This is a genomic window from Campylobacter gastrosuis, from assembly GCF_030249845.1.
GTDB classification, from domain to species: domain Bacteria; phylum Campylobacterota; class Campylobacteria; order Campylobacterales; family Campylobacteraceae; genus Campylobacter_A; species Campylobacter_A gastrosuis.
Map to the genome: position 1 here is coordinate 1 of NZ_JANURM010000014.1, position 13,361 is coordinate 13,361.

At 37.7% G+C, this 13,361-nt stretch carries 15 protein-coding genes; 2 read left to right on the forward strand and 13 right to left on the reverse strand.

The window, feature by feature from the left end:
• Positions 1-124: 124 nt before the first annotated feature.
• Genes NYG85_RS08960 through NYG85_RS09015 form a run of 12 tightly spaced genes read right to left on the reverse strand, consistent with a single transcriptional unit; the run spans position 125 to position 10,205 of the window.
• Complete coding sequence (locus tag NYG85_RS08960; protein WP_284938165.1) at positions 125-586, reverse strand: nitrous oxide reductase accessory protein NosL; 462 nt, start codon at positions 584-586, stop codon at positions 125-127.
• Positions 583-1,410, reverse strand: coding sequence for an ABC transporter permease (locus NYG85_RS08965; protein ID WP_284938166.1), 828 nt, complete (start codon positions 1,408-1,410; stop codon positions 583-585). Before NYG85_RS08965 ends, NYG85_RS08960 begins: the two co-directional genes overlap by 4 nt.
• Positions 1,407-1,826 (reverse strand): nitrous oxide reductase accessory protein NosL, encoded by a 420-nt coding sequence (locus NYG85_RS08970; protein ID WP_284938167.1) that lies wholly within the window; start codon positions 1,824-1,826, stop codon positions 1,407-1,409. The genes NYG85_RS08965 and NYG85_RS08970 overlap by 4 nt, the downstream gene beginning before the upstream one ends.
• Positions 1,810-2,448: an ATP-binding cassette domain-containing protein gene (locus tag NYG85_RS08975; protein WP_284938168.1), complete on the reverse strand. Its 639-nt coding sequence runs from the start codon at positions 2,446-2,448 to the stop codon at positions 1,810-1,812. Before NYG85_RS08975 ends, NYG85_RS08970 begins: the two co-directional genes overlap by 17 nt.
• Before the next feature lie 8 nt (positions 2,449-2,456).
• Positions 2,457-3,353 (reverse strand): NapH/MauN family ferredoxin-type protein, encoded by an 897-nt coding sequence (locus tag NYG85_RS08980; protein WP_284938169.1) that lies wholly within the window; start codon positions 3,351-3,353, stop codon positions 2,457-2,459.
• Complete coding sequence (locus NYG85_RS08985) at positions 3,346-3,780, reverse strand: c-type cytochrome (protein WP_284938170.1); 435 nt, start codon at positions 3,778-3,780, stop codon at positions 3,346-3,348. The genes NYG85_RS08980 and NYG85_RS08985 overlap by 8 nt, the downstream gene beginning before the upstream one ends.
• Complete coding sequence (locus tag NYG85_RS08990) at positions 3,777-4,307, reverse strand: hypothetical protein (RefSeq protein WP_284938171.1); 531 nt, start codon at positions 4,305-4,307, stop codon at positions 3,777-3,779. The genes NYG85_RS08985 and NYG85_RS08990 overlap by 4 nt, the downstream gene beginning before the upstream one ends.
• 9 nt (positions 4,308-4,316) lie before the next feature.
• Positions 4,317-4,928 (reverse strand): 4Fe-4S dicluster domain-containing protein, encoded by a 612-nt coding sequence (locus tag NYG85_RS08995; protein ID WP_284938172.1) that lies wholly within the window; start codon positions 4,926-4,928, stop codon positions 4,317-4,319.
• Positions 4,918-6,135, reverse strand: a complete 1,218-nt coding sequence (nosD, locus tag NYG85_RS09000; RefSeq protein WP_284938173.1) for a nitrous oxide reductase family maturation protein NosD — start codon at positions 6,133-6,135, stop codon at positions 4,918-4,920. The genes NYG85_RS08995 and nosD overlap by 11 nt, the downstream gene beginning before the upstream one ends.
• Positions 6,132-6,902 (reverse strand): cytochrome C, encoded by a 771-nt coding sequence (locus tag NYG85_RS09005; protein ID WP_284938174.1) that lies wholly within the window; start codon positions 6,900-6,902, stop codon positions 6,132-6,134. Before NYG85_RS09005 ends, nosD begins: the two co-directional genes overlap by 4 nt.
• A 38-nt stretch (positions 6,903-6,940) precedes the next feature.
• Positions 6,941-9,505, reverse strand: coding sequence for a Sec-dependent nitrous-oxide reductase (nosZ, locus tag NYG85_RS09010; protein ID WP_284938223.1), 2,565 nt, complete (start codon positions 9,503-9,505; stop codon positions 6,941-6,943).
• Positions 9,506-9,536: 31 nt separating this feature from the next.
• On the reverse strand, positions 9,537-10,205 hold the full coding sequence (locus tag NYG85_RS09015; RefSeq protein WP_284938175.1) for a hypothetical protein: 669 nt from the start codon (positions 10,203-10,205) through the stop codon (positions 9,537-9,539).
• Between the two features lie 139 nt (positions 10,206-10,344).
• Here NYG85_RS09015 and map point away from each other — a divergent pair, with 139 nt between their 5' ends.
• Positions 10,345-11,103: a type I methionyl aminopeptidase gene (map, locus tag NYG85_RS09020; RefSeq protein ID WP_284938176.1), complete on the forward strand. Its 759-nt coding sequence runs from the start codon at positions 10,345-10,347 to the stop codon at positions 11,101-11,103.
• Between the two features lie 109 nt (positions 11,104-11,212).
• On the opposite strand, the gene NYG85_RS09025 is transcribed toward map, so the two are convergent.
• A complete protein-coding gene (locus tag NYG85_RS09025) occupies positions 11,213-11,656 on the reverse strand; it encodes an isoleucyl-tRNA synthetase (RefSeq protein WP_284938177.1) in 444 nt (147 codons plus the stop codon).
• 121 nt (positions 11,657-11,777) lie between these two features.
• Between NYG85_RS09025 and argH the strand changes: the two genes are divergently transcribed.
• A complete protein-coding gene (gene argH / locus NYG85_RS09030) occupies positions 11,778-13,166 on the forward strand; it encodes an argininosuccinate lyase (protein WP_284938178.1) in 1,389 nt (462 codons plus the stop codon).
• Positions 13,167-13,361 lie beyond the last annotated feature (195 nt).

Consider the following 13,361-nt stretch of genomic DNA (forward strand, 5'->3'; position numbering starts at 1 on the left):
GCCACAATTTATTGCAAATGCACTTGGGCATTCAAGCCTAAATCACGTAAATAATACCTACTCGCACCTGATTTTACAAAAATCACAGCTAAAAAAGGCACAAAAGGTGCTTGATTTTGGGTAGTTACCTTAAATAATCAATCAATTTTTTGTTGATTTGCTCAAATTTTAAGATTTTATGTCCAGAGTTTGCTAATTTAAAATTTTCTGCATCAAACTCATTTTTAAATGGTATCAAATCATCGCCTTTTGCGCTCACGATGCGACTACCAAAGACGTAAAATCCGCTACTTGCACTAAACACATCGCCACTTTTAAAATCGGTAACTAAAAGCTCTTTTATGCCAACATCGTTGTGTTTTAAGCCAACTTCATAAAAATATAAAAGCATTGATTTAACCGAGCTAAATACCAAAATTTCGCCGTTATTTAGCTCAATGTAAGCACGAAATTTTGGCATATTTGTCGTGTCAATACCAAACTGCTTACAAACCAAATCGCTATTATTTAGCCAGCTAGCGACATCTTTTTGTAAAATTTCGCCGTGCAAAAATAGCACGAAAAATAGCACGAAAAATTTTCTCACGCTAAATCCTTTTTTCTAAACAGATAAAAGCCAAAAACAAGGCAAGCTAGCCCTAAAATCACAGGATAAATGAGCGAAAAAGCAATAATACCACTGCTACCAAAGCTATCAAGCACAAAGTAAGCCGTGCTACCTAACACCGATAAATCAGGGTCAAAAAGGCTAATGGCTGAAATTCTAAACAGCTCAATTGGGTTGATTAAAGCCACGCCAAAGATGAAATTCTCACTAATATCTGTTTTGCTTAAAATTCCAATTAATGCAATATCTAAAAAAGCAAGGGCTAAAATCCACACAAAAAAGCATAGCCCAAGCCCCATTTCTTGCGATTTTGAAACGCTACAAATCAAAAAAGCAATACCTAAAAACGCCACACACATACTAAAAAGTATGCCAGTATAGACTAGACAGAGCAAAACTGGCACACTAGCACCCTTAAAAATACCAAAAATAATAGCCAAACAAAGCGATAAAAACAGCGGAGCACTCACGCCAAAAAGTCGCCCAAGTGCCTTGCCAAAATAATACTGACTTTGTGAGATTGGATAGCTTAGAAGGTATTCAAGTATATTTAAATCCCTGTCTTGTAAAATCGTCCTGCTTGTGCTAATTAACACAAAAATCGGCACGATAATGATACAAATTTGAATAAAAAGCAATAAAAGCCGTGAGAGTCCGCTAAATCCAAGCACACGAGACTCCATAACTCCGCTTATAAAAAAACTAGCCACAATGCCACTAAAAATGAAAAGATATATCAAAAACCAACGTGAGCGAAAGGACTCTTTAATGTCTAAGAGTGCGATTGTAAGTAGAGTTTTCAATGGTGTGCCTTTGAATTTTTTAAATGCTTAATTAGCTCGTCAAAATTTAGTGCCTCTTTGCCATTTAGTGGCTGTTTAAAAGCAGCGTAGCCAAACATCATCGGTGAGCCGTATCCGTGGTAAAAATATGCTGTTCTTGCCTCTATAAACTCGCCACTTTCGTAGTCATTTACGTAAATTTTCGCCTTTGAGATGAGCTCTGGATTTTGCTTAACAGCGTAGCTTACAAAGCAACCAATATCATCAAAATAGAGATTTTTGCCATTAAAAACCACATCAACGCTAAATTTATTATCGCTAATTATCATTTGGCAGTGTTTGCAAGGCTCTCTATCAAAATGCACCTTGCCGTAACTCTCGCCATCACAACCGACTAAAAATAGCAAAATCGCTAAAATTTTAAACACGTTTATCATCAACAACCCTCCCTAAATCCATATTTATTGCACGATTTATCAGCCCAGCGACCTCATCTAGTCGGTGAGAGATAAAAATAAAGCTCTTTTTGTTTTTGTAATTTGTTAGAATTTCTTTAAATTTTAGCCTTGCTTCTGGGTCAAGATTTGCCGTTGGCTCATCAAAAATCATCGTTTTTGCAGGGCGTGAAAATGCAAGTGCGATTAAAAATTTCTGCTTCATACCGCCTGAGAGTTTAAAAAATGGCTTGTGCAAATTCTCATTAATATTAAAATTTAGCTCACCACAAATTTCGTTTATGATGCTTAAATTTGCATTTGAGCTTTGCTTGGCAAACCATATCATTTCGCTTAGATTAAGCTTAAAAGGCGGTGGGGTTTGAGGCACGAAGCTGACGTTTTTTAGGGCATTTTGCCTGTCTTTAAAGGCGTTAAAGCCATTAATCTTAACAAATCCGCTACTTGCTACGTATTCGCCTAAAATCACACGCATAAGCGAGCTTTTGCCAGCGCCGTTTTGCCCTGTAAAAAGCACGTTTTCATCATCTTTGATGAGTAAATTTATATTATCAAGGACGAGTTGGTCTTTGATTTTTTTGCTTACATTTGAAATTTCAATCATAAAAAGTCCTAAATCATATCTTTTAATCTATTTTTTACACTTAATGCGTCGTGGTGACAAACATCAATACAACGCCCACACAAGGTGCAATCAACCCCACTTAGTCTAAAATTTTCGCCCTCTTTTAGCTTTGCGTTTTTCTTTGTGATTTTAAGCACGTCGCTAACAAAACAAACATCCATACAAACGCCACAATGGTCGCACTTTTGTTTATCCCACGAAATTTTATTTAGGCTAAAAAATGAGATTAACGAGTAGGTCGCCCCAAGCGGACAGAGATTTTTACACCAAAATCGCCTAGCAAAAAATATCTCAAAAATAAAAACAAAAACTACCCAAAAAATAGCAAAGCTAAATCCATAAATGATAAACCTTGACAAAATGGCAGCTACGTTAAAAATCTCAAACACCAAAAGTGAGCTAAACGCCGAAAACACAAGGCATAATGCCATAAAAATGTATCGTGTTTTTGATGAAAATACGCGCTCTTTTATTAGCTTTTTTGCGACTAAATTTGCGTGAATTTTCTCTGCAATTTCGCTAAAAATCCCGTAAGGGCAAATCCAAGCACAAAAGGCACGACCGCCAAAAATCAGGTAAAAAGCGATGATTGAGATTGAGCCAATTAGCAGGTTTGGCACTAAAATTTTATAGCTTGCTAGCACTTCAAGCGTGATAAATGGGTCTGCTAGATGAAAGCCAAAAATTCTTGAACCGCTAATATCGCCTTCTAAAATTTGCAAATTTGCATAAAACGAAAGCACAAAAACAAGATGGATAAAAATCACGCAAAAATAGCGAAAAGCACGGATACTTGGGTGTTTTTTACCCTCTTTTGTGGTGGCAAAAAAGGTGCTTAAAAAGCTCGTGTCTTTTAGCGTTTGGCGGTTTTGATACTTATTCACGTTCGCTCTTAAATTTTGAAATTTCATCGGCTAAAAGGGTTAAATTCTCATCACTAACGTTGCTTAAAATGCCATTCATCAGGCTATTTTTAACCCTGCCTTGCTTGTAATCGTTTAGTCTTGCTAAAATTTCATCTTTGCTTTTTGAGCCGATTGGTGGAGCGATTTTGCCCCTGCCGTCATCGCCGTGGCAGGGCGAACAACTCACTAAATACAGCCTAGAAACTGCAAATTCACGCTCTTTTATGCCACTATTTAGTTCGTTTAAAATTTGCTCTTCTTTGCTGATTTGTGGCTTTAAATTTTGCGGTTTTTCTTGTGCTTTTTCTTGCGGTTTTAACGGGACATTTTCTTGACTAATCATAAAAAACATAAGTCCTAAAAGCCCTAAAACTGCGATTATTGCGATGATTTTGCCACTTTTCATTGTTTTTGCCTTAGTTGTTTGTTAAACTCAAAAATTTCACTTGCAAGAGCGTTTATCTCATCATCGCTCATATTTGCCACAAGCTCTTTCATCAGCACGTTTGGCTTTTGTTTTAGCTTGTATTTTCTTATCATATCAGCAATTTGCGTATCTGTTTTTTCAAGCAAAGATGGTCCGATTATACCGTTTGCGTAGTCGTTGTGACAAGCGGAGCATTTAACGATAAAATTCCTGCTTAGCGTCTTTTTAATCAGGGCTAGGTTTATCGTTTCAAGAGGTTGTTTTGTGCGTGAGTGGGCTACGATTTGCTTTGTTGTGTCATCATTTTGGTTATTTAGCGTCCAATCAACCTTTCTAACGCCATCCATATCGTAAGCTATGAATTTATCATCGTTTTTTACGGCATTGCCAGATTTTATTGTGATTTTTGGTGTTTGGGTGCTGTTTGTTTCGCTTGATTTTTGCTTTTCATCGCTACAACCAAAAAACAGGGCTAAAATCGCAACTAAGAGTAAATTTTTTCTCATAAAATTCCTTTATTTTGGGATTACTTTTATTATTTTTGCAGGGCAAAGCTCAACGCAAACCCCACAACCAACGCAATTAGCTAAAATTTCAGGCGTGTTGTTTTCTATCTTTATGGCTTTATCTTCAAGCGGACAAAACTGCACGCATAAATCGCAAATTTTACCAACGCTTTGGCTTAGCTTTTCGTTTAAATTTCGCGTGAGTTCGTTTTTTGCCTTTTTTAAATTTACGCTACTTACATTTTGATTTTTAAACGCAAAACAAGGGCTAATCTCATCAATCACTGCCCTGCCCATAAAAACGCTCTTTACCTCGCTTACTTCGTGATTTAACGCCCCACTTGGACAGGCTAAAACGCAAGGCAACGCCTGACAAAGATAACAACCTCTATTTTCAGGGCTAATATAAGGTGCGCCAATACCAAAAATATCGCTAATATCTGAAAGTTTAATGCTATCATAAGGGCAAACTTGCAAGCACTGACCGCATTTTATGCAACTTGACAAAAACGCCCCTTCATCTAATGCGCCGGGCGGACGTAGCTTGAATTTTGTTTCGTTTGCATTTAGGCTAACGGCACAAAGTGCTATAAATTTTAAGAAATTTCGCCTAGTTTTCATCTTTTGCCTTTGTTCTTGGTCTTTCATCTTTTAAGATAAACTCTGGCTCTGAAAATGGGGCGAGTTTAGCGATGAAATTTAAAAGCGAAATGGCGTTTGAGCCGTAAAAAAATCTAACACTTGGGCGGTGCTGCCAGAGCTTATCAGCATAAGAGTAGCTAAGATATGGCGTGTCGCCAAAGCCATCCTTGTCTAAATCAAAGCCATCATAATCATCAAAGTAGTTATTGCTCCACTCGTTTTTGTTCATATTTACGCCCGGTGTGTCATTTAGGGCGACTTCAATGTTTGATTTAAAGGTGTTATCTTTAAAAATGCTCTTTTCTAAAAGTGCGTGAAACTGCACGGCAACGCTGTTGTAAGCGATTAGGTTGCCAACAAATTCATTAATTGTATTTGGCTGATAAGGCGACTGGTCTAGGTAAAATCCACGTGCGTTGTAGATGATTTTGTTGTTAATTATTTTTAAATTTGAGCTATCTTTCATACCGATTGCAACGCCGTAAGCACCGATTGAATTTTTAATTAGATTATCTTTTAGCGTGGTGTCTTTTGAAAACATAAAAAATATACCGACTTTGTTGCTATCAAATGTGTTATTTTGGATTAAATTATCGCTTGAATACATAAAATGAAGCGAATATCGGCAGTTTTTGCCGTGGTTGTTTTTGATTAAATTTTTACTTGAATACCAAAAAACGGCATCTCGTGAGTTTGTGATATTGTTATCTATTATTTTATTATCGTGGCTATACCAAAATTTTAAGGCATCGCCTTTAAACGCCGTAACGCTATCATAAGATGAAATTTCGTTGCCAATTACCTTTGCGTTATTTGATTTTAAAAATGTAACGCCAAAGAGTGTGTCTTTGATTTTATTATTTAAAATTTCTACGTTGTTTGAGTTTGTAATTTTTATGGCACTATCTTCATCGGCGTGAATTTTGCCACTATTTGTTATGGTTAAATTTTTAATCACTACATTTGGCGAAGTTATGTTTATGACGCTGCCATTTTCATCGCCTACGATTATGGCAGTTTTGTTAATGCCGTCAATCGTAAGCGGTTTATTTATCGTAATATTGCCCTTATAAACGCCACTGCCTAGCTCTATCGTGTCGCCATTTTTAGCGTTGTTTATGGCTTCTTGAAGTTCATTTGAGGCTAAATTTAAAACTATTAGCGTTAAAAATATAAATTTTCTCATTTTTGTTTTAAAAATTTAAATTTTGAAAACAACGCCAAAGCCGAAAACGCCGACAGGGCGATCATAAGATAAAAGCCAAAAGCTGGGTATGAATGAGTGGTAAATTGTGCCACTTTGCCGTCGCCAAAGGCTGTTGGCATAAATGGCTTAATCTTAAACGCACCCCACTCTTGCAAATTATGCCCAAACCAGTAAAGCCACCCAACATAACACGCCAAAAACAAAAACGGAGCGATGATAGGTAAAATCATCAAAAGTGTCTGCCCCTTGCCGTCATAATACAAAAAGGCAATCATTAAAATCGTAGCGATTATTAAATAATAAGGCGACATAGCGTGCTCAAATGCCCCACCACGCTTAACTGGATACATACCAATATAGTGATTTAGTGTATTCATCTCGCCGACATCGCCACTAAATCCATCAATATGTACATAAATTGGTATGCCGTTTGGAAACGCCTCTTTTGGGTAGTTTGGTGCTTCAAGCGAGATTTGCCACACCGGCACACTTGGTGCACCTACTTCAAATCTATTCTCCACCATTTTTAAAAGGTCGTTTTTTACCTCATCAGAGATTAGATGATTTTTGTAATAAAATTTCGTGTAAAAATTCCAAACCGCACTTGCGTAAGCTGGGATTTGTTCGCTTGTTATTTGTGAGTTTTCAATCCTATTTTGAAGTTTAAAAAATCCAAGTGTTGGGATTGTAAAAAACAGCGTCATAATCGCTAAGGCAATGAGCGTGTAAATTTTGTATTTTGGCATCTTTTATCCTTTTAAACCCCCAAAATTTGGGGGCTTTATTAATTTAGACCGGCGTTTTCGTCAATCCATTTTAAATACTCAATGATATCTTTAATCTCATTATCTTTCATATGCTGATTTGGCATACGTAAATTAAAGTAGTTTATCATTGATTTTATGTATTCATCTTCGTAAAATTTCGCTGGGTCTTTTATGAAGTCAAATACGAATTTCTCGCCGTTTTCGTGTCTTAAAAGCACACCTGTTAAATCTGGGCCTGAGCTTACTTGACCTATTACGTGGCAACCATTACAACCGCCTGTTAAATACGCCTTCTCGCCTCTACTAGCAGCCTCGCTCATCGGCGTTGAAAGCTCACGTACAAGGTTGTTTTTAGCCCTAAGTCCAACATCAGCGGTCTTAACTAAATACTGCCAAACTTGATACTCCCATAAAATGGCGTTGTTTAAGTCGCCACTCTTTGCAGCAGCGTCGGCTTTTGCCTTAACTTCGCCGATTTTGCCGTATTGATCAAGCGCGTCAATTACTAGCTCTTTTACCCTTGGATATTTCTCATAACCCTTTTCTTTTAGGAATTTAACGACCGATTGGATTACATCATCAGTGGCTTTATTTGTAGCAATTACCTTTTCATATTCGGCTTTTAGGGCGTCTGGACTTAGGGTTTTTAGTTGTGAATTTTTAGCTGATTCATACTTTTTATTTGGGTCTTTTACGTATAAATAACCCATCATTTCAAGGTGAAGTGCAGAGCAAAATTCGGTGCAATAATATGGGAAAACGCCCTCCATATCGGCGATGAAATTTACACTTGCTGTTTTACCCGGCTCAATTGAGGCGTGGATATTATAAAGGTCAATGCCAAAGCCGTGAGTCTCATCTTGTGCGCGCTCTAAATTTGTTAGATAAATCGTTACATTATCGTCTTTATTAACCTCAATATGCTCTGGATTTATGTGGCTTCTTACCACCGTGGCATAGACTTTTACGTTTTTGCCATCTCTTTCAACTCTTTCTTGACCAGCTAGTGTCATCGCTTCGTGCTGTTTGCCAGTGCGTGAGTTTGTGCCCATTTTGTAAGTCATCGCTGGTTTTAGCTTACTTGCACTAATTGAGATAACATCGTGAGGCTCGCCAAGCGGGATAGGCATATCGTAAGTTAGCTCCATTTTAGCGCCGCTAATGTCAATTAGCTGGTGGTTTTGTGGATGAAGTGGGCCAACTGGGTTAAAGCGGTCAATTGATAGCTTATCAAGCGCGATTGCGTATTTGCCGATAGGTTTTGCCGATTTACCCTCCATTGTATCAAGGTGTCCGATGTTATAATGCACATTAACTCTATCAAGCACCTTTAAATTTTTATAATCCCACTTAACGACCTGACTATCAACGTAAAGCGAAGTATAAACTATGCCATCTTTTGCGTCAAAAGTCGTGTGAAGTGGCCCAAGACCAAGCTCTACTTGTCCGTGAAGTGCCTTTTTTAGATCCAAAATCGGTATGCCAAATGGGTCTTTTGCCGCAAATTCTTTCTTATCAATCATCTGCTTAATCTTTTTAAAATCATAAACTGATGCGTGAGTATCAAGCTTACCGCCAACGATAATGTATCTGCCATCAGGCGTTACATCCACGCCGTGCGGGCTTTTTGGTTCTGGGATTAAAAATAGAGCGCCAGCATCAACAGCAGCCTTTATGCTAATAACCTTGTGTCCGTTAATTATTTTGTAGTTTTTGCTATCTTTGGCTAGTTTTTCTAAAATTTGCCAGTTATAAATATGCATAAAGTCGGTGTCGTTTCGGCTAACTCCCGCTTCAAATGGTGGCAAACCTTTCTCAATGCCTCCGGTATACATCTCTGAATTTATAGAGTTTGTAAATGCCCAGCCAAAGCTCTCGCCCTTGCCAGCGTCGCTTAAATCCTGCCAATATGGTGGTAGTTCAAGCGTAAATGAGTTTTTCTCATCAATCCTGCCGTTAGCATAATCAAACTTCCAAAGCGTAACCGCGCCACGATAAACCGCCTCGTATTCATCAATCGGATGATATTCGTTATCAAGTGGCGAGGCGTATTGAGATGCTTCAATTACGTATTCTGTATTTGGCGTTACAAAGCTACCGCCGTGTTCGCTCTTAATTACTGGGTTTGCTACGATTTGTGTCGTTTCAAAATCGTGTAAATTTATAACCGCAACACGTGGATTTGCCTTGTCATTAATGAAAAGAAAATCACCGACATATTCGCCATTTTTCTCGCTAAAATTTGGGTGATGAGTGTCGCCCCAAGTGATCTGTTTGCCCCTGATATTGCCACCTGCTAGGACTTTCTTTGACTCCTCATCATAGCCATACCCTTGCCACGGCTCTGGCGTAAAAACGCCTATGTATTTTAAAATTCTCATACTTGGCACGCCATAAACGATAACTTGACCGCTCTGACCGCCTGATGAAAACACGATAAAATCGTCCTTTCTACCGCTTGGCTGGTAGGTTTTTGCCGCTGCTAAAATGTCTTTTTCGCTTAAATTTCGCTCTTTCATTATCGTTTCAAGCTCACTTGCACCAAAAAGCACAGAGCCAAAAAACAACGAGCCAAAAAGCATAGGTTTAAAACTTTTTAACATCTTTTCTCCTTTAAAATCTTTGTTTAGTTTTATCTTTAAAAATAGCAATAAATTCGCCACTTTTTACGCTTACAAACGCAATCTCTTTTTTCGTATTTAACACCTCCTTTATGCCTTTTTCATCTTTTTTTAAAATAAAATTATCAAATACCAAAAAAATTGTCTCATCTACGCACTCTATCTGTTTTATTGGGTGTTTAAAATTCTCGTTAGAATTTATTAAATTACCATTTAAATCACCAAGCAAAACCTTGCTACAACGACCAAGTGCTGTTAAAATTACATTAAAATTTTTAGCACTAATTAGATTAAAATCATCATCATAACAGCTTAAATTTTTATCCCAGCCGACCAAACAAATCTCATTTTTTAAAATTTTAAAGTCATTAATTCGCCCAAATTTTTTATCAATAAAGGCTAAAATTTTGCCATTTTTATCTATTTTATAAAATTTATTTTTATCAAAAATTCCGTAAATTTTATCATCAAAAACAGCTATTTTGTCGGCATTTTTAAGCGTTTTATTAAAAAACAAAATCTCTTTTTGGCTTAAATTTTCATCTATTTTTACAAACAATCCAGATTTTTTTACACCAAGTAGATTTTCATAATCAACTGCCACAATCTCATCATTTGCAAATAAAAACACAACAAAACACAAAAAAAGGTAAAATCTCAAAATCACTCTTTTTAAAGACAAAATTAAAAAAGTATTTTATTGCAAATTTATTTATCATTTATTGATTTATATCAAGCCAATTTTTATAGCTTTAAAAGCAAAATTTTGATATAAGTTTGCAAAAAATCAGGATAAATTTATGGCAATAACACTAAAACGCCCACAAGAGATACAAAAGCTAAGAGAGGCAAATATAATCGTCGCAAAGACCCTTGATTACGTGCAGAGCGTGATAAAACCGGGGATGAGTTTGCTTGAAATTGATAAAATTTGCGAGGAGATGATATTATCACAGGGTGCAAAGCCCGCATTTAAGGGGCTTTATGGCTTCCCAAACGCAGCTTGCATTAGCCTAAATGAGGTCGTAATCCACGGCATACCAGATGATACGATTTTACAAGAGGGCGATATTGTTGGCGTTGATATCGGCTCAAATTTGGGCGGATTTTTTGGCGATTCGGCACGAACTTTTGCAGTCGGCAAAATTTCAAAACAAGATGAAGCACTAATCGCTTGTGCAAAGGACGCCCTAGATTTTGCTGTGGATTTTATCAGCACAAAAATTCACTTTAAAGAGCTTTGCTTTGAGCTTGAAAAATTTATAACCGCTCGTGGATTTGTCCCACTTCGTGGATTTTGCGGACACGGCATAGGTCGCAGGCCGCACGAAGAGCCTGAAATCCCAAACTACCTTGAAGGCACAAACCCAAAAGCTGGTCCAAAAATCAAAAATGGTATGGTCTTTTGCATTGAGCCGATGATTTGCCAAAAGGACGGCACACCAGTCATCGGAGCTGATAAGTGGAGGGTCACATCAAAGGACGGGCTTAGGACAGCGCATTATGAGCATTGCGTGGCTGTTATTAACGGCAAGGCTGAAATTTTAAGTATCGTTTAGCGTTTTTGTTTGCAAAAAATTGCGTTCGATTTAGTTTGCGTGGTGATTTGGCAGTTTTGATTTTGCGTTTTGTTGCGAGAATTTTGCATTTATCAAATTTATTAAAAATTTAAATGCCAGTTTTTTGGCGTTTTAACACCACGCCATCATCTTTTAAAAAATACAAAAACTCACGCCCCTGATACAAAATCACGCCGTCCGCCCAAACGGCGACCTTGTCTTTGTAGCCAACAATCATCTTTGATTTTTGGCTAAAAATTTCAAATCCAAGCCAAAGTCCGACATCTTTTTGCCAAGTCAAAGCCGAAACAATTAATGCTAAAAGGTAAAAAATCCTAAAAATTTTACGAAATTTAGCGTAAAGCAAAAGGTAGCCCACCACCACGCCAAAGCCCATTAGAGCGTAGAAATTTAGATTATCAACAAAAATTGCGTTAAAATACTCATTTATCTTAAAATTTTCAAAATAGTTAATTTTAAGTCCGACAAAAACATTAAAAACGACCGCTAAAACAAACAAAAATCCAGCAAAAAACGAACCAAAAATTCTCATCGCAAACCTTTTTTGTGCCATTTTAGCATTTTTAAACAAAAAGTAAGCAAAAAATATCTGCTACCACTTTTGTTTTTCAGCGCAAATTTTATAAAATCACAAAAAAATAAAAGGATAATTTATGAAAAAAATGTGGTCGGGTCGTTTTAGCGGCGAAAGTAGCGAGCTTTTAGAGGCGTTTAATGCTTCAATTATGTTTGATAAAAATTTATACAAGCAAGATATCGCTGGTAGCACTGCACACGCTAAAATGCTAGCAAAACAGGGCATTTTAACGCAAGATGAGTGCGAAAAAATCGTCGGTGGTTTGGCTGAAATTTTAGCGCAGATTGAGCGTGGGGAGTTTGAGTTTAGGCTTGAAGATGAGGATATTCATATGAGCGTGGAGAAGCGTTTAAGTCAGCTTATTGGCAAAGAAATAGGCGGCAAACTTCACACAGCAAGGAGCCGAAATGACCAAGTCGCACTTGATTTTAGGCTCTTTTGTCAAGAGGCGTTTTTGCAAATTAGGGGCGAAATTTTAAACCTAATCGCCACGCTAAATGAGATAGCAAAAGCTCACAAAAACACGCTAATGCCGGGCTTTACGCACCTACAACACGCCCAGCCAGTAAGCCTAGCCTTTCATCTACTTGCCTATGCTTTTATGTTTGTGCGTGACGCCAAACGCCTAAAAAGTAGCTACGAACGAAATAATCTAAGTCCGCTTGGCTCAGCAGCCCTTGCTGGCACACCTCATAATATTGACCGAGAATTTGTAGCACGTGAGCTTGGGTTTGGTGGTGTAACGCAAAATGCGATGGATAGCGTGAGTGACAGGGATTTTGCATTAGAGCTACTTTTTGATATTAGCGTGATTTTTACGCACACATCAAGGCTTTGTGAAGAGCTGATTTTATGGAGCTCGCAGGAGTTTGGCTTTGTTAGCATTAGCGACAGCTTCTCAACAGGCAGCTCAATAATGCCTCAAAAGAAAAATCCAGATGTTTGTGAGCTAATTCGTGGCAAAACAGGCAGAATTTACGGCAATTTAATCGCTCTTTTAACCACGCTAAAAGCCCTGCCACTAGCCTACAACAAAGATATGCAAGAGGATAAAGAGAGCGTTTTTGATAGCGTTAGCACGGCACTAAATTCGCTAATAATCCTAAATCAAATGCTAAAAGAGGCGAAATTTAACGAGCAAAATCTAGCAAATGCCTGCAAAAAGGGGCATTTAAGCGCGACTGATTTGGCTGATTTTTTGGTGCGTGAAAAGGGCGTGGCGTTTAGGACAGCTCACTTTATCACTGGCAAATGCGTGGCTAGGGCTGAGGAGCTTGGTAAGGATTTAAGCGATTTAAGCCACGATGAGATTAGTGATATTGATGAAAATATCACGCCAGAAGCGATGAAATTTTTAAGTCTTGAAGCATCAAGAGAAGCAAGAAAATCGCAAGGTGGCACAAGCACACAAAGCGTGAATGAGCAAATTAGGCTTTTAGATGAGTGGCTGGGGCGAAATGCATAAAAATTTTGATGAAAATTTGTAGTTTGTAAATAAATTTTTTGTTTGATTTATAGTAGAACTTCGCTTGAAATTTAAAAAGTATTGTTTGTTTTTCTTTAAGGGAGAAGGAGGCTTGAATTGCGAAGTCGCCCCCTTCTCCCTTAACAACCCACAACCCCGACAACGCTCTATCGTTGCTGTGCTTCGCACAGGTTT

Excerpts from the sequence above, each read along its gene's own strand:
- map (WP_284938176.1), top strand. The coding sequence starts at position 10,345 with ATGGCAATAACACTAAAACGCCCACAAGAGATACAAAAGCTAAGAGAG.
- argH (WP_284938178.1), top strand. The coding sequence starts at position 11,778 with ATGAAAAAAATGTGGTCGGGTCGTTTTAGCGGCGAAAGTAGCGAGCTT.
- NYG85_RS09005 (WP_284938174.1), bottom strand. The coding sequence starts at position 6,902 with ATGCCAAAATACAAAATTTACACGCTCATTGCCTTAGCGATTATGACG.
- nosZ (WP_284938223.1), bottom strand. The coding sequence starts at position 9,505 with ATGCTTTTTGGCTCGTTGTTTTTTGGCTCTGTGCTTTTTGGTGCAAGT.
- NYG85_RS08970 (WP_284938167.1), bottom strand. The coding sequence starts at position 1,826 with ATGATAAACGTGTTTAAAATTTTAGCGATTTTGCTATTTTTAGTCGGT.
- NYG85_RS09025 (WP_284938177.1), bottom strand. The coding sequence starts at position 11,656 with ATGAGAATTTTTGGTTCGTTTTTTGCTGGATTTTTGTTTGTTTTAGCG.
- nosD (WP_284938173.1), bottom strand. The coding sequence starts at position 6,135 with ATGAGAAAATTTATATTTTTAACGCTAATAGTTTTAAATTTAGCCTCA.
- NYG85_RS08990 (WP_284938171.1), bottom strand. The coding sequence starts at position 4,307 with ATGAGAAAAAATTTACTCTTAGTTGCGATTTTAGCCCTGTTTTTTGGT.
- NYG85_RS08985 (WP_284938170.1), bottom strand. The coding sequence starts at position 3,780 with ATGAAAAGTGGCAAAATCATCGCAATAATCGCAGTTTTAGGGCTTTTA.
- NYG85_RS08975 (WP_284938168.1), bottom strand. The coding sequence starts at position 2,448 with ATGATTGAAATTTCAAATGTAAGCAAAAAAATCAAAGACCAACTCGTC.
- NYG85_RS08995 (WP_284938172.1), bottom strand. The coding sequence starts at position 4,928 with ATGAAAACTAGGCGAAATTTCTTAAAATTTATAGCACTTTGTGCCGTT.